This is a genomic window from Burkholderia sp. Ed8, from assembly GCF_040761425.1.
In the GTDB taxonomy this organism is placed as follows: Bacteria; Pseudomonadota; Gammaproteobacteria; order Burkholderiales; family Burkholderiaceae; genus Burkholderia; species Burkholderia seminalis.
Map to the genome: position 1 here is coordinate 2,402,825 of NZ_CP142886.1, position 18,575 is coordinate 2,421,399.

The following is an 18,575-nucleotide window of genomic DNA, read 5'->3' on the forward strand; positions in this document are numbered from 1 at the left end:
CATGACGGAACTCTTCATCGACGGCGCCTGGGTCGCGGGCTCGGGCCCCGTGTTCGCTTCGCGCAACCCGGGCACCGACGAGATCGCATGGCAGGGCGAAAGCGCGTCGGCGGCCGACGTCGACCGTGCGGTCGCGAGCGCGCGCCGTGCATTCGCCGGCTGGTCGGCGCTCGACTTCGAATCGCGTTGCGCGATCGTCAAGCGTTTCGCCGCGTTGCTCAACGAACGCAAGGAAGCGATCGCGACCGCGATCGGCCGCGAGACGGGCAAGCCGCTGTGGGAAGCACGCACCGAAGTCGCGTCGATGGCCGCGAAGGTCGGCATCTCGATTCAGGCCTACCAGGAACGCACCGGCGAGAAGCGCCAGGACATGGCCGACGGCGTCGCGGTGCTGCGCCACCGTCCGCACGGCGTCGTCGCGGTGTTCGGTCCGTACAATTTCCCCGGCCACTTGCCGAACGGCCATATCGTGCCCGCGCTGATCGCGGGCAATGCGGTCGTGTTCAAGCCGTCGGAACTCGCGCCGGGCGTCGCGCGCGCGACGGTCGAAGTGTGGAAGGAGGCCGGGTTGCCGGCCGGCGTGCTGAACCTCGTGCAGGGCGAGAAGGACACCGGCATCGCACTCGCGAACCATCGGCAGATCGACGGACTGTTCTTCACGGGCAGCTCCGATACGGGCACGCTGCTGCACAAGCAGTTCGGCGGCCGTCCGGAGATCGTGCTCGCGCTCGAAATGGGCGGCAACAATCCGCTCGTGATCGGCGAAGTCGAGGACATCGACGCGGCCGTGCATCACACGATCCAGTCGGCGTTCCTGTCGGCCGGCCAGCGCTGCACGTGCGCGCGCCGCATCTTCGTGCCGCAGGGCGCGTTCGGCGACCGCTTCCTCGCGCGCTTCGCGGACGTCACGTCGAAGATCACGGCCGACGTGTTCGATGCCGATCCGCAGCCGTTCATGGGCGCGGTGATCTCGGCACGCGCGGCCGCGAAGCTGGTCGATGCCCAGTCGCGCCTGATCGAGCAGGGCGCGAAACCGGTCATCGCGATGACGCAGCGCGATCCGCGCCTCGGCTTCGTGAACGCGGCGATCGTCGACGTGACGGGCGTGGCCAACCTGCCCGACGAGGAACATTTCGGCCCGCTCGCGCAGATCGTCCGCTACGCGACGTTCGACGAAGCGATCGAGCGCGCGAACGACACGGAGTTCGGCCTGTCCGCCGGCCTGCTGGCCGACGACGAGAAGGCATGGGAACACTTCCGCCGCACGATCCGCGCCGGCATCGTCAACTGGAACCGGCCGACCAACGGCGCGTCGTCCGCCGCGCCGTTCGGCGGCACGGGCCGCTCGGGCAACCATCGCCCGAGCGCGTACTACGCAGCCGACTACTGCGCGTATCCGATGGCGTCGGTGGAAAGCACGCAACTGACCTTGCCCGCGAGCCTGTCGCCGGGCCTGCATTTCTGATCGAGGGAGCGACGATGAACGCACAAGAAGCCAATTTCGACGGGCTCGTCGGCCCGACCCACAACTACGCCGGGCTGTCGTTCGGCAACGTGGCGTCCCTCAACAACGAGAAGTCGGCCGCGAACCCGAAGGCCGCCGCGAAGCAGGGGCTGCGCAAGATGAAGCAGCTCGCCGATCTCGGTTTCGCACAGGGCGTGCTGCCGCCGCAGGAGCGGCCGTCGCTGCGCCTGTTGCGCGAGCTCGGCTTCTCGGGCAAGGACGCGGACGTGATCGCGAAGGCCGCGAAGCAGGCGCCGGAACTGCTCGCCGCGGCGAGCTCGGCGTCGGCGATGTGGACCGCGAACGCGGCCACGGTCAGCCCGTCGGCCGACACGAGCGACGGCCGCGTGCACTTCACGCCGGCGAACCTGTGCAGCAAGCTGCATCGCGCGATCGAGCACGAAGCGACGCGCCGCACGCTGTCGACGCTGTTCGCCGATCCCGCGCACTTCGCGGTGCACGAAGCGCTGACGGGCACGCCGGCGCTCGGCGACGAAGGCGCGGCGAACCATACGCGCTTCTGCGCGGAATACGGCAAGCCGGGCATCGAATTCTTCGTGTACGGCCGCGCGGAATACCGCCGCGGGCCGGAACCGAAGCGCTTCCCGGCACGGCAGACCTTCGAGGCGAGCCGCGCGGTCGCGCATCGCCACGGGCTCGCCGAGGAAGCGACGGTCTACGCGCAGCAGGATCCGGACGTGATCGACGCGGGCGTGTTCCACAACGACGTGATCTCGGTTGGCAACCGCGACACGCTGTTCACGCACGAGCGCGCGTTCGTCAACAAGCAGGCGATCTACGACACGCTGACCGCCGCGCTCGACGCACGCGGCGCGCGCCTGAACGTGATCGAGGTGCCGGAAGCGGCCGTGAGCGTGAACGACGCGGTGACGTCGTACCTGTTCAACAGCCAGCTGCTGTCGCGCGCGGACGGCTCGCAGGTGCTCGTCGTGCCGCAGGAATGCCGCGAGAACGCCAACGTCGCGGCCTATCTCGACCACCTCGCGGCCGGCAACGGCCCGATTCACGACGTGCTCGTGTTCGACCTGCGCGAAAGCATGAAGAACGGGGGCGGCCCCGCATGCCTGCGCCTGCGCGTCGTGCTGAACGACGCGGAGCGCGCGGCGGTCACGTCGAACGTGTGGATCAACGACACGCTGTTCGCGTCGCTCGACGCATGGATCGACAAGCACTACCGCGATCGCCTCGCACCGGAAGATCTCGCCGATCCGGCGCTGCTCGACGAATCGCGCACGGCGCTCGACGAACTAACGCAGATCCTGCGCGTCGGTTCGCTGTATGACTTCCAGCGCTGAGGCACGGATGCCGTCCGCCGCGCTGCTCGACGACTTTCTCGCGTTCACGCTGGCCGGCAGCGTGCCGGCCGAGCAGGGCGGTACCTGCGCGGGCGGTGCGGTGCGCTGGCAATGGCCCGGCGACGGGCTGCTCGTGCTCGAACCGGTCGCGGCGAACGAGGCAACACGCGCGAGCGTGCTCGTATCGGCGGGCGTGCACGGCGACGAGACGGCGCCGATCGAGCTGCTGTCGATGCTGGTGCGCGATCTCGCGTCCGGCGCGCTGCCGCTCGCGTGCCGGCTGCTCGTCGTGCTCGGCAACGTGCCGGCGATGCGCGCGGGCGAGCGTTATCTCGACGACGACCTGAACCGCCTGTTCAGCGGCCGTCACACGCAGGTGCCCGCGAGCCGCGAAGCGCCACGCGCCGCGCAGCTCGAAGCGGCCGCGGCCGCGTTCTTCGCGGCCGCGCCGGCGGGCAGCGCGCGCTGGCACATCGACATGCACACGGCGATCCGCGCGTCGGTGTTCGAGCAGTTCGCGCTGCTGCCGCATACGGGCACGCCGCCGACGCGCACGATGGTCGAATGGCTGGGCGACGCGCGCATCGCGGCCGTGCTGCTGCACACCGCGAAGGGCAACACGTATTCGCATTTCACGGCCGAGCATTGCGGCGCGCTCGCCTGCACGCTCGAACTCGGCAAGGTGCGGCCGTTCGGCCAGAACGACCTGACGCGCTTCGCGCCGGCCGACCGCGCGGTGCGCAAGCTGGTGTCGGGCCGGCCGACGGATGCCGACGCGGCGCTGCCGCGCGTCTTCACGGTGATCGACCAGATCACGAAGCAGAGTGACGCGCTCGAGCTGTTCGTCGCGGCCGACGTCGCGAACTTCACCGCGTTCGCGCGCGGCACGGTGCTCGCGCAGGACGGCGACTACCGCTACACGGTGACGCACGACGAGGAGCGGATCGTGTTTCCGAACCCGACCGTGAAGCCGGGGCTGCGTGCGGGCCTGCTCGTCGTCGACACGACGCGCGAGACGATCGCGGCATTGGTCTGACCGATCGGCGGCCGCGCCGACGCGCGGGCCGCCTTGCGTATTTGCGACATCGTCTTGCAAGTTCGATGGCCGGCGCGGCCGGTGCCGCATGCGCACCGCAGCATCGCGCATCGGCAGCCGCTTTGCCATGCCGGGCCGCGCGGATTGGTACAATCGCGGCCTTGCGGCTGTTGCGCCGCATCACGGCGCGGCAGCCGCATTGTCGGGGTCATCCGACCCTGCAATGATGCCTGCGCCCGTAGTTCCGGAACATTCGAGTATCGAGGAGAGCACCTGATGAAGTTGGATTGGCGTAAAGTGGCCGCGCATGCGGTGGTGGCGGCATCGGCGGTGGCGGCAGGCAGCGCGTTTGCCGCGGATCTGAAGGAGATCCGGTTCGGCGTCGAGGCCTCGTACGCACCGTTCGAATACAAGACGCCCGACGGCAAGCTGACCGGCTTCGACATCGACATCGGCAACGCGGTGTGCGCGAAGCTGAAGACGAAGTGCGTGTGGGTCGAGAACGACTTCGACGGCCTGATCCCCGCGCTGCAGGCGCGCAAGTTCGATGCGATCAACTCGGACATGACGATCACCGACCAGCGCAAGCACGCGATCGCGTTCACCGACCCGATCTATACGATTCCGAACCAGCTGATCGCGAAGCAGGGCAGCGGCCTGCTGCCGACCCCGCAGTCGCTGAAGGGCAAGCGCGTCGGCGTGCTGCAGGGCACGATCCAGGAAGCGTACGCGAAGAAGAAGTGGGCGCCGGTCGGCGTTGAAGTCGTGCCGTACCAGACGCAGGACCTGGCCTACGCCGACCTGAAGTCGGGCCGTCTCGACGCGACGTTCCAGGATTCGGAAGCCGGCTCGAAGGGCTTCCTGACGAAGCCGCAAGGCCAGGGCTTCGCGTTCGCGGGCGGCACCGTCAGCGACGCCGAGATCCTCGGCTCGGGCGTCGGCTTCGGCCTGCGCAAGAACGACGCGGCGCTGAAGACCGCACTCGATCAGGCGCTGAAGGACTTGAAGGCCGACGGCACGATCGACAACCTCGCGAAGAAGTACTTCAGCGTGCCCGTGACGCTCAAGTAAGCGCTTCGTTCGAACGCACGATGCAAAAAACCGGCCGCCGATGCGGCCGGTTTGCTTTTGGGAACCGGAAACCGCGCGGGCGGCCGGCCGTCAGCCGTGCTGCGCGGGGAAGAACCGCCCCAGTTCGTGCGCGAGTTCGTTGAGGATGCTCATTTCCTGTTGCGAGATCTTGCGTGCGGGCTGCGCGCCGGCCCAGTCGCCATACAGCAGCGCGACCGTCGCCGCATCGACCCGCACCGGCAGCAGCACGAACGCGCGCGTGTCGTCGAACACGTCGAGATACCACGCGGGCAGGCGCTTGAGCATCTTCGGTTCCTGCGCCTGCTCGATGAAGATGCCGACCGAATTGGTGATCGCGAGATGGAATACGTCCGGCTCGAAGCGCTCGTGAAAGCGCAGCCGGTAGAGCGCCGCGTCGACGCCGGGACCGAAACCCAGGCGCGCGGCGAACGTGCCGTCGTCGTGGCGCACGAACATGACGGTGCGCGTGAACGCGAGGCTCGCGAGCAGGCTTTCCGACGCCAGCGCGAGCACCGGCGTCAGCACGTGCTCGGACGGCAGCGCGCGCAGGTCGGCGAGGCCGGCTTCGAGACAGGCTTCGGGCTCGGCCTGCGCACGCGCGATCGCATCGGCGTTCGCGCGCAACTCGACGATCTCGCGCATCACGGTGTCGCTCGCTTCCTCGTGCGCGAGCCGGTCGGCGATCTCGACGAGCGCGTCGGGTTCCGTATCGAGCGCCGGCGCGTAGTGCTGCGCGAGCGCCGCGATGTGCGCGTCGCGCTGCGGACCATCGGGCATCGCGAGCGCACTCGCGACGTCGGCCGAGCAGCGGCTCACCGCCCGCAGCCAGTTCACGCGTTCGATCATGTCCTCGTCGGCCGCGAGTTCGCGGCCGAACGCGTCGACGCGGTTCACGTGGTGGTGGTCGTCGGCGATGCCGTCGCGGATCATGTCGGGCAGCCGCCAGCGTGCCGCCGCCTCGAGCCCGATCTCGTCGAAACCGACGCCGAGCACCTCGACGCAGGCGGCCGATTCGTCGACGTGCATCTCGGCCGCGCGGCGGCGGATCTTGTCCCATTCGCTGTCGAGATAGCAGACCACGAGCAGCTTGCCGACCTGGCGCATCAGCGTGCAGACGACGGCTTCCTCGCCCGCGCGCAGGTCGGCGCGCTCGGTGAGCTTGCGCGCGACGCAGCCGGACAGCAGCGCGCGGTTCAGCTCGAGCTTCGCGTCGATGCGCCGCGGCGTGCTGTGGTGGAAATGGTCGACGAGCTTCAGCCCGACGACCAGATGGCCGACGGCGTCCATGCCGAGCACCATCAGCGCGCGCGTCACGGTCGTGATGTTGCCGCCGAACGCCATGTACATCGCGGAGTTCGCGAGCCGCAGCACTTTCTGCGTGAGCGCGAAGTCCGACAGCACGACACGCACGAGTGCGGTGAAGTCGAGGTCGTCGTTCTTCATCGCGGCCATCGTCGCGCGCAGCGATTCCGACAGCAGCGGGAAATCGCCCCGTTCGCTCATCCGGGCCCACAGCTTGTCCAGCAAAGCGGTGCGGGGCAGGTGTTCGGTGATTGACATACGGATCTGTCCGGTTCGCCGCGCGCGTCAGGCGGCGGCGTGCAGGTGCAGCTGCTGCGCCTCGAAGCGCCGCGCGAGCTCCTCGGACGGCAGCGCCTGGCAGACGAGCCAGCCCTGGATGTGATTGCAGCCCATCTCCGTCAGCAGTGCGCGCTGCGCCTCGGTCTCGACGCCTTCGGCGACGAGTTCGAGATCGAGCGTCTGCGCGAGGCCGACCACCGCCGACACGATCGCGCGGTCGTTGCGCGACGTCAGCAGGTTCTCGACGAAACTGCGGTCGATCTTCAGCTTCGCGAGCGGGAAGCGCTGCAGGTACGCGAGGCTCGAATAGCCGGTGCCGAAATCGTCGATCGCGAAGCGGATGCCGAGATCGGTCAGCTCCTCGAGCAGCACTTTCGCATGCGCGGGATCGTGCATCAGCAGGCTTTCGGTGATTTCGAGCACGATGCGGCGCGGGTCGATGCCCGTCAGCGCGATCGCCTCGCGCACGCTCTGCGTGAAGCGCGGGTCGCGGAACTGCTGCGGCGACACGTTGACCGCCACGTACTGCAGCGCAAGCCCCTGGCTGTCCCATGCGACGAGCTGCATGCACGCGGCCTTGAGCACCCAGTTGCCGAGGTAGTTGATCAGGCCGATCGATTCGGCGAGCGGAATGAAGGTCGCCGGCGGCACGAGGCCGTGTACCGGATGGCGCCAGCGGATCAGCGCCTCGACGCCGACCACCGCGCCCGACTGGCTGTGCGTGATCGGCTGGAAGTGGAGCGAGAACTCGCCGTTGCGCACGCCGTCGTACAGGTCGGCCTCGAGCTTCAGCCGTTCGGCGTCGGCCGGATCGTCGACCGGCGCATGGAACGCAAGCGCGTTGCCGCCCGATGCCTTCGCCTGCGCGAGCGCATGGTCGGCGCGGCGCAGCAGCGGGCTGTGATGCTGCGCGCGATGCGGCGCGGCACGTTCGTCGGGGTAGAGCGCGATGCCGATGCTCGCGGACAGGTGCACGGTCTGCCCCTGGTACACGTAGGGCTCGCGCACCGCGGCCTGCAGCCGGCGCGCGAGCGCGTCGGCTGCGTGACTCGCCTGCGAGCGGTCCGAGGCGCCGAGCACGATCGCGAACTTGTCGCTCGCGACGCGCGCGAGCCGCTCGTTCGGCGTGACGAGCGCCTTCAGCCGCTGCGCGGTCTCGCGCAGCAGCGTGTCGCCCGCGTCGTAGCCGAGCGCGCGGTTGATCCGCTGGTAGTCGTCGAGGTCGAGCAGCAGCAGCGCCGCGCAGGTGCCGTCCTCGTCGGCGGTCTGCTGCGCACGCATCAGCGCTGGCACGAGCGCGGACAGGTTGTCGAGCCCCGTCATCGGGTCATGGTGCATTTCATACGTCAGCTTCGCCTCGAGCGCGCGCCACGACGACACGTCGAATGCCGCGATCGCGAAACCGTCGACGCCGTGATGGCGGCTCTTGAACGCACGGACCTCGACGTCCAGCGGGTAGGTGAGCGACTTGACGATGCACATCGTCGCCTTCTCGACCTGGCCGGAACGCGCGGCGCGCGCAAGCAGGCCTTCGAGCGCCGAGGTATCCTGTTCGGCGATCAGGTCGCGCAGCGTCAGCGTGTGCAGGTAGTCGCGGTGGTAGCCGATGAAGCGCAGGCTCGCGTCGGACACGTACAGAAAGCGCAGCTCGCGGTCGACATGGGCGAGGAAATCCACCGTGCCGACCGTCTGTTCCAGCCAGTTGCGCACGGAGTCGTCGCGGCGCGGCGCGCCGGCGCGCGCCGGCATCAGCGCGCCGCCCGACCAGGCGAAGCGGCGCAGCGTATGCAAGGCGCTGCGCCAGGAGCCCTTGCGTGACGTCTGTTTCCTGTTGGCTTCCATGTTTCTCGCTGACGTGAAGGGCTGGAACTGGTTGTCCGCAAGGAATAACGGCAGATTGTGCGGAATCTTTAACGGGCCGGCCGCGGATGGCGCAGCCGCCGGCCCGGATCGCATCCCGGATGTTCGACAGGCGAACGCCGGCGTGGCCTGTATCGAGGCTGACTTTATAAGAAATGAGGACGCAGATGAAGCGAAAACTGTTGCTGGGCGCCGTGGCGGCGCTGGTGGCCGGCCATGCGCTGATGGCGCAGGCGGAATTGAAGCCGGGCGCCGCGGCGCCGGATTTCACGACGCAGGCGTCGCTGGGCGGCAAGACTTACACGTACTCGCTCGCCGGCGCGCTGAAGCAGGGGCCGGTCGTGCTGTATTTCTACCCGGCGGCGTTCACGAAGGGCTGCACGATCGAGGCGCATGCGTTTGCCGATGCGGTCGACCGTTACAAGGCTTACGGCGCGACGGTGATCGGCGTATCGGCCGACAATATCGACACGCTGACGAAATTCTCGGTGAGCGAGTGCCGCAGCAAGTTCCCGGTCGCGGCCGATCCGGACGCGAAGATCATCCGGGAATACGATGCGAAGCTGCCGGCGCTCGACCGCGCGAACCGCGTGTCCTACGTGATCTCGCCGGAAGGGAAGGTGCTCTACGAATACACGAGCCTGTCGCCCGACAAGCACGTCGAGAACACGCTCGCCGCCGTGAAGGCGTGGGCCGACGCGCATCCGAAGCCGTAAGCGGCCGCGCCTGGCACGAAAACGGCCCGCCGTGCGGGCCGTGGGCACGACAACACGCGCCGCCGGGCGGCGGCGCGCAGCGGGCCGTCACGCGCGCAAGGCCTGCTCGATCGGCACGCTGCCGCCGACGAAGCCGACGATCTTGCGCGAGATGCCGAGCTTGATCGCCTCGATCGCGGCCCATGCGACGTCCTGGCGCGACACGGGCGGCGCGGGGTCGAGCCAGGCGTCGGTCAGCGCGATCTTGCCGACGCCCGGATCGTCGGTGAGCGGGCCCGGGCGCAGGATCACGTAGTCGACACCCGACGCGATCACGCGGTCGTCGCCCTCGCGCTTCATCTGCGAATAATGGCGCAGCGCGTCCGGCGCCTGTTCGGGCCGGTACGCCGAAAGCGAGCTGATCACGACGAGCTTCTGCGCGTTGAAGGCGAGCGTGTATTCGGCCGCGCGGGCCACCGCGTCGCGGTCGACCTGTTCCTCTTCGGCCGCGCCCTCCGATTCGGCCGAGCCGGCCGCGTAGATCACGTGCGTGATGCCCTGGAACGCGTGCGAGAAATCGTTCGTCAGATCGGCCTCGACGACCCGTGCGCCCGCCAGCGCATAGCCGTGCCGGCGCACGAGCGCCGTGACCTCGAACTCCGGCTGCTTGAGCAGCAGATCCGCGCAGGCCTGGCCCGTCCGGCCGGTCGCACCAATCAGCAGTACCTTCGTCGTCATGAAACCGCTCCTTGCTCGATGCGTCTTCCGTCCAGATAGGGACGGACGACCGATAACTCAAGTGTAATGTCGATTTGCCCCGCCGGCGGGCGCGTATTAAGGGGCGTACCGGCGTCGGGCGTTCATTCGTTCACACGGATGCGGGAATGACGCGCCGACCGGCTATCATGTGCGCGATGGTTTTTTCGCCGTTACGCGTATAACGCGCCGGCCCACCGGTTGGAGTACACATGGCATTACCCCTGGACAACGTCAGCATGGCCGTGTTCTGCGACTTCGAGAACGTCGCGCTCGGCGTGCGCGACGCGAAGTACGAGAAATTCGACATCAAGCCCGTGCTGGAGCGCCTGCTGCTGAAAGGCAGCATCGTCGTGAAGAAGGCCTATTGCGACTGGGATCGCTACAAGGGCTTCAAGGCGTCGATGCACGAGGCGAGCTTCGAGCTGATCGAGATTCCGCACGTGCGCCAGTCGGGCAAGAATTCGGCCGACATCCGGCTCGTCGTCGATGCGCTCGATCTCTGCTACACGAAGTCGCACGTCGATACGTTCGTGATCATCAGCGGCGATTCCGACTTCTCGCCGCTCGTGTCGAAGCTGCGCGAGAACGCGAAGAAGGTGATCGGCGTCGGCGTGAAGAAATCGACGTCGGACCTGCTGGTCGCGAACTGCGACGAATTCATCTTCTACGACGATCTGGTGCGCGAGCAGCAGCGCACGCTCGCGAAGCGCGAACAGCAGCAGCGTGCCGGCAACGGCGGCGCGAGGCGGCCTGACGAGCCGGCCTCGCGCAAGCACGACATGGATGCCCGCAAGGCCGAGGCGATCGCGCTGGCGGTCGAGACGTTCGATGCGCTCGCGTCGGAGCGCGACGACGTCGGCAAGATCTGGGCGTCGGTGCTCAAGAGCGCGATCAAGCGCCGCAAGCCGGATTTCAACGAGTCGTACTACGGGTTCCGCGCGTTCGGCAACCTGCTCGACGAAGCGCAGGCGCGCGGCCTGCTGGAAGTGGGGCGCGACGACAAGTCGGGCGCGTTCGTGTCGCGGGCCCGCCAGCCGGCGGCCATGGAGCATGTCGCGGCGGGCGGGGACGGCAGCGCGCACGGCGGCGCCCACCACCACGGTGCGCGCGCGGCCGAACCGGCGCGGGCCGGGCGCAATGCGCAACGTCGCGGGCAGCGGGCCGAAGCGGTGGCGCACGAAAGCGAGCAGGCCGAAGCGGAAGCGGCGGACGTCGCCGAGTTCGTCGAGGCTGGGTCGGTGACGCCACCGGCTGAAACGGCTGAAGCGGCGGAGGCGGTCGACGCACCGGGCGAGGCGAAGGACGGCCGCAAGCGTGCGCGCAAGAGCGCGGCGAAGAAGACGGGCGCGAAGAAGGGTGCCGCCGCGAAGGGCGCCGGCCATCATGCGGCCGGGAAGACCGACGACGCCCACGGTGAGGCGAAGCACGGCGGCGGCGACCAGCACGCGCACGGCAGGCATGCCGACGACGCGGAGCAGGGCGACGAACGGCATGCCGCCGTGACGCGTGCCGAGCCGGCGGCCGGCGATGTCGGCGGCGACGGGGCTGCCGCCCAGCCGTCGCATGAGGCGGCGCCGCTCGAAGCGCATGCCGACGCGCCGGCCGCTGCCAAGAAAAAGCCGGCCCGCAAGGCGGCACCGCGCGCACGTCGTCCGCGCAAGACGACGGCGGCCGAGTAACGGCAGGCGTCCGGGTGCCGTCCGAAGCGGGACGGCATCCGCGCCGAACGATACCGGCCGGCGCAATGCCGGCGCGGCTGTGCTAGCCGTTCAGCACATACGGACGCGTCATCACTTCGAGGAAGTGGCCGTCCGGGTCGTCGAAGTACACGCCGCGCCCGCCGTTGTGGCGGTAGATGTCGTCGGGTTGCCGCTTCGCGGGATCGGCCCAGTACGCGAGCCCGCGCGCGCGGATGCGCGCCAGCACGCGATCGAAGCCGGCTTCGTCGAGCAGGAACGCATAGTGCTGCGACCTGATTTCCCCCGCCTGTTCGTAGAAATCGAGCGACACGCCGTTGTCGAGCGCGACGACCAGCATCGCGCCGAACGGCGTCGGCGGCGGCAATTCCAGGAGTTCGGTCAGGAAGCGGCTCGACGCATGCTTGTCGCTGCACCAGACGATCGTGTGATTGAGCTGGACGTTCATGGCGGGTTCCGGCGAAGGGCTCGCGGTAGGCATGGACTCACGATAGCCGATCGCCGCCCGGGTTCAAGGGCAAAAAAACGGCCGCCTGCCTGAATTGCCCCCAGGAGTTGGACACCACTCCAACCCTTGGGGTCGGCTCAGTCGGGCCGCCGCTTCCCGTCATTCGCCGGCCACCGCCGGCCCGCCCGAATTGCCGCGGCGATTGCGGCGTTTCTCTCCCCACACGCGGAACCGGTCCATGTACAGGTAGACGACCGGCGTCGTATAGAGCGTCAGCACCTGCGACACGATCAGGCCGCCGGCGATCGCGATCCCGAGCGGCGCGCGCAGCTCGGCGCCGTCGCCGCTGCCGAACGCGAGCGGCAGTGCGCCGAGGAGCGCGGCCATCGTCGTCATCATGATCGGGCGGAAGCGCAGCAGGCACGCCTCGTGGATCGCGTCGAACGACGACTTCTTGTTGTTGCGCGTCTGGTCGATCGCGAAGTCGACCATCATGATCGCGTTCTTCTTCACGATGCCGATCAGCAGGATCACGCCGATCAGCGCGATGATGCTGAACTCGGTCTTGAACAGCAGCAGCGCGAGCAGCGCGCCGACGCCGGCCGACGGCAGCGTCGACAGGATCGTGATCGGGTGGATGTAGCTCTCGTACAGGATCCCGAGCACGATGTAGACGGCCAGCAGCGCGGCGAGAATCAGGATCGGCTGGTCGTTCATCGACTGCTGGAACGCCTGCGCGGTGCCCTGGAAACTGCCGACGATCGTCGGCGGGACGCCGACCTGCGCCATGGTCTGGTAGATCACCTGGGTCGCCTGCGACAGCGACACGCCCGGCGGCAGGTTGAACGAGATCGTCGTCGCGACGAACAACCCCTGGTGGTTGACCGACAGCGGCGTCGTGCTCGGCCCGAACGTCGCGATCGCCGACAGCGGGATCATCGTCGACTTCGACGTCGACACCGACGCACCCGACGACGCGCTCGACTTGCCGCTCGCGGCGATCGAGTTGAGCGCCTGGTTGCGCGCGGAATCGGACGCGATCGCCGCGGCGCTCTGCGTGGCCGTCCCGGCGCTCGACGTGCCGGCCGACGTCGCGACATAGGTGCCGGCGGCCGCGTTGGTGGTCTGCGAGCCGTTCGCGCTGCCGCCCGACGTGCTGATCCACACCTGGTTCAGCATCTCCGGGCTTTGCCAGTATTTCGGCGCGACTTCCATCACGACGTGGTACTGGTTCAGCGGGTTGTAGATCGTCGAGACCTGGCGCTGGCCGAACGCGTCGTACAGCGTGTTGTCGATCTGCGCGGGCTTGATGCCGAAGCGCGCGGCCGTCGCGCGGTCGATCGTCACCATCGCCTCGAGGCCGCCTTGCTGCTGGTCGGAGTTCACGTCGGTCAGCTCGGGGCGCTTCTGCAGCGCCTCGGTCAGGATCGGCCCCCACTTGTACAGGTCGGCGCTCGAATCGCCGAGCAGCGTGAACTGGTACTGCGCGTTGCTCTGCCGGCCGCCGACGCGGATATCCTGCGCGGCCTGCAGGAACGTGCGCGCACCCGCGACGTCCGCCAGCGGCGGGCGCAGCTGCTGGATCACCTGGTCGGCCGACAGCTTGCGCTCGGAGCGATCCTTCAGCGTGACGAACATGAAGCCCGAGTTGGTCTGCGTGCCGCCGGTGAACCCCGCGACGCTCTTCACGTTCGGGTTGCCCTGCACGATCCGCATCATTTCGGAGAACTTCAGCTTCATCGCCTGGAACGAGGTCGACTGGTCGGCCTGGATGCCGCCGATCATCAGGCCGGTGTCCTGCTGCGGGAAGAAGCCCTTCGGCACGACGATGTACAGGTACACGTTCAGCCCGATCGTCGCGAACAGCGTCAGCAGGATCAGCAGCGGCCGGCGCAGCGCCCACGACAGCGAGCGCTCGTAGCCGCGCTGCATGCGCGAGAAGCCGCGCTCGAGGAAGCGCCCGAAGCGGCCTTCGTTTTGCGGGTCGTGCGACTCGGGCAGCAGGCGCGCGCACATCATCGGCGTGACGGTGAGCGACACCGCGAGCGACACGGCGATCGCGAGCGACAGCGTCAGCGCGAATTCGCGGAACAGCCGCCCGACGATGCCGCCCATCAGCAGGATCGGCAGGAACACCGCGACGAGCGAGATGCTCATCGACAGCACGGTGAAGCCGACCTCGCGCGCACCGTCGAACGCGGCCTGCATCCGCGACTTGCCGTTCTCGATGTGCCGCGAGATGTTCTCGAGCACGACGATCGCATCGTCGACGACGAAGCCGGTCGCGACGATCAGCGCCATCAGCGACAGGTTGTCGATCGAGAAGCCGAGCAGGTACATCGCGCCGAACGTGCCGACGATCGAGATCGGCACCGCGACGCTCGGGATCAGCGTCGCGCGCCAGTTGCGCAGGAACAGGAACACGACCATCACGACGAGGCTGACCGCGATCAGCAGCGTGTGCTCGGTGTCCTTCAGCGACGCGCGGATGGTGGTCGAGCGGTCGAGCACCGGCGTGACCGTGATGTCGGCCGGCAGCGACGCGGTGAGTTGCGGCAGCGCCGCGCGCACGCGGTCGATCGTATCGATGATGTTCGCGCCGGGCGAGCGGTAGAGGATCACGAGCACCGCGCGCTTGCCGTTCGACAGGCCGAGGTTGCGCAGGTCCTCGACCGAATCGACGACGTCCGACAGGTCGGACAGCCTGACGGCCGAGCCGTTGCGGTAGGCGACGACGAGGTCGCGGTATTGCGACGCCTGGGAGGCCTGGTCGTTCGTATAGAGCTGGTAGTGCTGCGGGCCGAACTCGATCGCGCCCTTCGGCGCGTTGGCGTTCGCGGACGCCAGCGCCGCACGCACGTCCTCGAGGCCGATCCCGTAGTGGAACAGCGCCTGCGGTTCGAGCTCGACGCGCACGGCCGGGTTCGCGGAGCCGCTCACCGAGACCTGGCCGATCCCGTCGATCTGCGACAGCGACTGCTGCAGCACCGTCGATGCGGCGTCGTACAGCTTCGCGGGCGACGACGTTTCCGACGTCAGCGACACGATCATGATCGGTGAATCGGCCGGGTTGACCTTGCGGTAGGTCGGGTTGCTCTTCAGCGCGGCGGGCAGGTCGGCGCGCGCCGCGTTGATCGCGGCCTGCACGTCGCGCGCGGCGCCGTCGATGTCGCGGTTCAGGCCGAACTGCAGGATGATCCGCGCGTTGCCGACCGTGCTCGTCGACGTCATTTCGGAGACGTCGGCGATCGAGCCGAGGTGCCGCTCGAGCGGGCTCGTCACGCTGGTCGCGACCGTTTCCGGGCTCGCGCCCGGCAGCGACGCCTGCACCGAGATCGTCGGGAAGTCGACCTGCGGCAGCGGCGACACCGGCAGCTTGATGAACGCGAACAGGCCCGCGAGCGCGACGCCGAGCGCGAGCAGCGTCGTCGCGACGGGGCGGGTGATGAAGGGGCGCGACAGGTTCATGGCTTACGCATCCGTGCGCTTGCCGGCGTCGGGGCCGTGGCGTTCGAACCAGCCGCGCACGCGGCGCGCGAGCGAGTCGAAGCCGAGGTAGATCACGGGCGTCGTAAACAGCGTCAGCACCTGCGACACGATCAGGCCGCCGGCGATCGCGATCCCGAGCGGCTGGCGCAGCTCGGAGCCGGCGCCGGAGCCGACGATCAGCGGCACCGCGCCGAGCAGCGCGGCGAGCGTCGTCATCAGGATCGGCCGGAAGCGCAGCAGGCACGCCTGGTAGATCGCCTCGCGCGGCGGCTTGCCTTCGACACGTTCGGCCTCGAGCGCGAAGTCGATCATCATGATCGCGTTCTTCTTCACGATACCGATCAGCAGCACGATGCCGATGATGCCGATGATGTCGAGGTCGTGCCCGGTGATCATCAGCGCGAGCAGCGCGCCGACGCCGGCCGACGGCAGCGTCGACAGGATCGTGATCGGGTGGATGTAGCTTTCGTACAGCACGCCGAGCACGATGTACATCGTGACGACCGCCGCCAGGATCAGGAACAGCTGGTTCGACAGCGACGCCTGGAACGCGAGCGCCGCGCCCTGGAAGCGCGTCTGGAACGACGCGGGCAGGCTGATGTCCTTCTCGGCGGCCTCGATCGCCTTGACGGCCTCGCCGAGCGACGCGCCCGGCGCGAGGTTGAACGAGATCGTCGTCGACGGGAACTGCGACAGGTGCGCGACCAGCAGCGGCGACGGCCGCTCGTGGAACGACGCGATCGACGACAGCGGCACCTGGCCGCCGCCGGCCGACGGCAGGTAGATGTCGTTCAGCGATTGCGCGTAGTGCTGCTCCTTCGGCTCCGACTCGAGAATCACGCGGTACTGGTTCGACTGCGTGAAGATGGTCGACACGATGCGCTGGCCGAACGCGTCGTACAGCGCGTTGTCGACGGTCGCCGGCGTGATGCCGAAACGCGCGGCGCTCGGGCGGTCGATCTCGATGTAGACCGACTGGCCGTTGCTCTGCAGGTCGGTCGCGACATCGGCGAGCGACGGCTCCTGCTGCAGCCGCGCGACGAGCTTCGGCACCCAGGTCGCGAATTCTTCCGCGTTCGGGCTCGTCAGCATGAACTGGTACTGCGTCGGGCTGACGGTCGAATCGATCGTCAGGTCCTGCACCGACTGCATGAACAGCGAGATGCCGGTGATGTTCGCCACGCGGTGCTGCAGGTCGCGGATGATCTGCGCGGCCGTTTTGGAGCGGTCGTCGCGCGCCTTCAGGTTGATCAGCATCCGGCCGCTGTTCAGCGTGATGTTGCTGCCGTCGACGCCGATGAACGACGTGAGGCTGTCGACGTTCGGGTCCTTCAGGATCTCGGCCGCGAGCGCCTGCTGGCGTTCGGCCATCGCGCCGTACGAGATCGACTGCGGCGCCTGCGTGATCGCCTGGATCACGCCGGTGTCCTGCGCGGGGAAGAAGCCCTTCGGCACGTAGATGTAGAGCAGGGCGGTCAGCCCGAGCGTCAGCAGCGCGACGACCAGCGTCGAGCGCTGGCGGTTCAGCACCCATTCGAGCGCGACCGCGTAGCGCGCGATCACCCAGTCGATCGTGCGGTGCACGCGCGCCTCGAAGCGGTGGCTTTCCGGCGGCGGCGAATGACGCAGCAGCTTCGCGCACATCATCGGCACGAGCGTGAGCGACACGATCGCCGAGATCACGATCGTCACCGCGAGCGTGATCGCGAACTCGTGGAACAGGCGCCCGACCACGTCGCCCATGAACAGCAGCGGGATCAGCACCGCGATCAGCGACACCGTCAGCGAGATGATCGTGAAGCCGATCTGCCTCGAGCCCTTCAGCGCGGCCTCGAGCCCCGACTCGCCTTCCTCGACGTAGCGCGCGATGTTCTCGATCATCACGATCGCGTCGTCGACGACGAAGCCGGTCGCGATGGTGAGCGCCATCAGCGACAGGTTGTTCAGCGAGAAGCCGGCCATGTACATCACCGCGAGCGTGCCGATCAGCGACAACGGCACGGACAGGCTCGGGATGATCGTCGCGTAGATGTTCGCGAGGAACAGGTACATCACCAGCACGACGAGCGCGACCGCGAGCAGCAGCTCGAACTGCACGTCGCGCACGGCCGCGCGGATCATCGTCGTGCGATCGGTGACGATCTCCACGTCGAGCGCGGCCGGCAGCGTCTCCTGCAGCTTCGGCAATTGCGCCTTGATCGCGTCGACCGTCTGGATCACGTTCGCGCCCGGCTGGCGCTGCACGTTCAGGATGATCGCGGGATCCGAATTCACCCACGCGCCGAGCTTGGTGTTCTCCGAGCCGGCGACGACCGTCGCGACGTCGGTCAGCATCACCGGGCGGCCGTTCTTGTACGCGACGACCGCGCTGTTGTACTGGTCGGCGCTCGTCAGCTGGTCGTTCGCGTTGATCGTGTAGGCGCGCGTCGGGCCGTCGAAGTTGCCCTTCGGGGTGTTGACGTTCAGGTTCGAGATCGTCGTGCGCAGGTCGTCGAGGTTCATCCCGTACTGCGCGAGCGCGGTCGGGTTCGCCTGGATCCGCACGGCCGGGCGGTTGCCGCCCGACAGGCTGACGAGGCCGACGCCCGCGATCTGCGAGATCTTCATCGCGAGGCGCGTGTCGGCCAGGTCCTGCACCTGCGTGAGCGGCAGCGTCTTCGACTTGACGGCGAGCGTGATCACCGGCGCATCGGCCGGGTTGACCTTCGCGTAGATCGGCGGGGCCGGGAGGTCGGACGGCAGCAGGTTGCCGGCCGCGTTGATCGCGGCCTGCACTTCCTGTTCGGCGATGTCGAGCGGCAGGTCGAGCGAGAACTGCAGCGTGATCACCGACGCTCCGGCCGAGCTTTGCGACGACATCTGGTTCAGCGACGGCATCTGCCCGAACTGGCGCTCGAGCGGCGCGGTGACCGACGAGGTCATCACTTCCGGGCTCGCGCCGGGGTAGAAGGTCTGGACCTGGATCGTCGGGTAGTCGACTTCGGGCAGCGCGGCGAGCGGCAGGAACCGCAGCGCGACGAGACCGGCCAGCATGATCGCCGCCATCAGGAGGGCGGTGCCGACCGGCCGGAGAATGAAGAGGCGGGAAGGATTCATCG

Annotated in this window: 12 protein-coding genes; 6 read left to right on the forward strand and 6 right to left on the reverse strand. The window is 68.3% G+C overall.

Going from position 1 to position 18,575, the window contains the following annotated elements; genetic code table 11:
- The first annotated feature begins 1 nt into the window (after position 1).
- The 4 genes from astD to VXM69_RS25205 all read left to right on the forward strand — a co-directional run bounded on the left by astD (position 2) and on the right by VXM69_RS25205 (position 4,927).
- Complete coding sequence (gene astD, locus VXM69_RS25190; protein WP_367189397.1) at positions 2 to 1,465, forward strand: succinylglutamate-semialdehyde dehydrogenase; 1,464 nt, start codon at positions 2 to 4, stop codon at positions 1,463 to 1,465.
- Between the two features lie 14 nt (positions 1,466 to 1,479).
- A complete protein-coding gene (gene astB, locus VXM69_RS25195; protein ID WP_034186553.1) occupies positions 1,480 to 2,820 on the forward strand; it encodes an N-succinylarginine dihydrolase in 1,341 nt (446 codons plus the stop codon).
- Between the two features lie 7 nt (positions 2,821 to 2,827).
- Positions 2,828 to 3,856 (forward strand): succinylglutamate desuccinylase, encoded by a 1,029-nt coding sequence (gene astE / locus VXM69_RS25200; RefSeq protein WP_176730047.1) that lies wholly within the window; start codon positions 2,828 to 2,830, stop codon positions 3,854 to 3,856.
- A 276-nt stretch (positions 3,857 to 4,132) separates the two neighbouring features.
- Positions 4,133 to 4,927 carry an ABC transporter substrate-binding protein gene (locus tag VXM69_RS25205; protein WP_034186555.1) on the forward strand — a complete coding sequence of 265 codons (795 nt, stop codon included), beginning with the start codon at positions 4,133 to 4,135 and terminating at the stop codon, positions 4,925 to 4,927.
- A 90-nt stretch (positions 4,928 to 5,017) separates the two neighbouring features.
- On the opposite strand, the gene VXM69_RS25210 is transcribed toward VXM69_RS25205, so the two are convergent.
- Both VXM69_RS25210 and cdpA read right to left on the reverse strand, forming a co-directional pair.
- Entirely contained in the window at positions 5,018 to 6,508 is a 1,491-nt protein-coding gene (locus VXM69_RS25210) for an HDOD domain-containing protein (protein WP_034186556.1), read from the reverse strand.
- A gap of 27 nt (positions 6,509 to 6,535) precedes the next feature.
- Positions 6,536 to 8,278, reverse strand: coding sequence for a cyclic di-GMP phosphodiesterase CdpA (gene cdpA, locus VXM69_RS25215; protein ID WP_193791016.1), 1,743 nt, complete (start codon positions 8,276 to 8,278; stop codon positions 6,536 to 6,538).
- 278 nt (positions 8,279 to 8,556) lie between these two features.
- Between cdpA and VXM69_RS25220 the strand changes: the two genes are divergently transcribed.
- Positions 8,557 to 9,105 carry a peroxiredoxin gene (locus VXM69_RS25220; RefSeq protein ID WP_034186558.1) on the forward strand — a complete coding sequence of 183 codons (549 nt, stop codon included), beginning with the start codon at positions 8,557 to 8,559 and terminating at the stop codon, positions 9,103 to 9,105.
- 87 nt (positions 9,106 to 9,192) lie between these two features.
- Here VXM69_RS25220 and VXM69_RS25225 read toward each other — a convergent pair whose 3' ends face one another.
- Positions 9,193 to 9,822, reverse strand: coding sequence for an NAD(P)H-binding protein (locus tag VXM69_RS25225; RefSeq protein WP_034186559.1), 630 nt, complete (start codon positions 9,820 to 9,822; stop codon positions 9,193 to 9,195).
- 230 nt (positions 9,823 to 10,052) lie between these two features.
- On the opposite strand from VXM69_RS25225, the gene VXM69_RS25230 reads away from it, so the two are divergent.
- On the forward strand, positions 10,053 to 11,522 hold the full coding sequence (locus VXM69_RS25230) for an NYN domain-containing protein (RefSeq protein ID WP_124670442.1): 1,470 nt from the start codon (positions 10,053 to 10,055) through the stop codon (positions 11,520 to 11,522).
- A gap of 82 nt (positions 11,523 to 11,604) precedes the next feature.
- On the opposite strand, the gene VXM69_RS25235 is transcribed toward VXM69_RS25230, so the two are convergent.
- From VXM69_RS25235 to VXM69_RS25245, 3 genes are all read right to left on the reverse strand, one after another.
- Positions 11,605 to 11,988, reverse strand: coding sequence for a VOC family protein (locus tag VXM69_RS25235; protein ID WP_367189398.1), 384 nt, complete (start codon positions 11,986 to 11,988; stop codon positions 11,605 to 11,607).
- 159 nt (positions 11,989 to 12,147) lie between these two features.
- A complete protein-coding gene (locus VXM69_RS25240; RefSeq protein ID WP_034186562.1) occupies positions 12,148 to 15,456 on the reverse strand; it encodes an efflux RND transporter permease subunit in 3,309 nt (1,102 codons plus the stop codon).
- 3 nt (positions 15,457 to 15,459) lie between these two features.
- Positions 15,460 to 18,573 (reverse strand): MdtB/MuxB family multidrug efflux RND transporter permease subunit, encoded by a 3,114-nt coding sequence (locus VXM69_RS25245; protein ID WP_034186563.1) that lies wholly within the window; start codon positions 18,571 to 18,573, stop codon positions 15,460 to 15,462.
- Positions 18,574 to 18,575: the final 2 nt, after the last annotated feature.

Excerpts from the sequence above, each read along its gene's own strand:
- VXM69_RS25225 (WP_034186559.1), bottom strand. The coding sequence starts at position 9,822 with ATGACGACGAAGGTACTGCTGATTGGTGCGACCGGCCGGACGGGCCAG.
- VXM69_RS25205 (WP_034186555.1), top strand. The coding sequence starts at position 4,133 with ATGAAGTTGGATTGGCGTAAAGTGGCCGCGCATGCGGTGGTGGCGGCA.
- VXM69_RS25235 (WP_367189398.1), bottom strand. The coding sequence starts at position 11,988 with ATGAACGTCCAGCTCAATCACACGATCGTCTGGTGCAGCGACAAGCAT.
- VXM69_RS25240 (WP_034186562.1), bottom strand. The coding sequence starts at position 15,456 with ATGAACCTGTCGCGCCCCTTCATCACCCGCCCCGTCGCGACGACGCTG.
- astB (WP_034186553.1), top strand. The coding sequence starts at position 1,480 with ATGAACGCACAAGAAGCCAATTTCGACGGGCTCGTCGGCCCGACCCAC.
- VXM69_RS25220 (WP_034186558.1), top strand. The coding sequence starts at position 8,557 with ATGAAGCGAAAACTGTTGCTGGGCGCCGTGGCGGCGCTGGTGGCCGGC.
- VXM69_RS25230 (WP_124670442.1), top strand. The coding sequence starts at position 10,053 with ATGGCATTACCCCTGGACAACGTCAGCATGGCCGTGTTCTGCGACTTC.
- astD (WP_367189397.1), top strand. The coding sequence starts at position 2 with ATGACGGAACTCTTCATCGACGGCGCCTGGGTCGCGGGCTCGGGCCCC.
- cdpA (WP_193791016.1), bottom strand. The coding sequence starts at position 8,278 with ATGCCGGCGCGCGCCGGCGCGCCGCGCCGCGACGACTCCGTGCGCAAC.
- VXM69_RS25210 (WP_034186556.1), bottom strand. The coding sequence starts at position 6,508 with ATGTCAATCACCGAACACCTGCCCCGCACCGCTTTGCTGGACAAGCTG.
- VXM69_RS25245 (WP_034186563.1), bottom strand. The coding sequence starts at position 18,573 with ATGAATCCTTCCCGCCTCTTCATTCTCCGGCCGGTCGGCACCGCCCTC.
- astE (WP_176730047.1), top strand. The coding sequence starts at position 2,828 with ATGCCGTCCGCCGCGCTGCTCGACGACTTTCTCGCGTTCACGCTGGCC.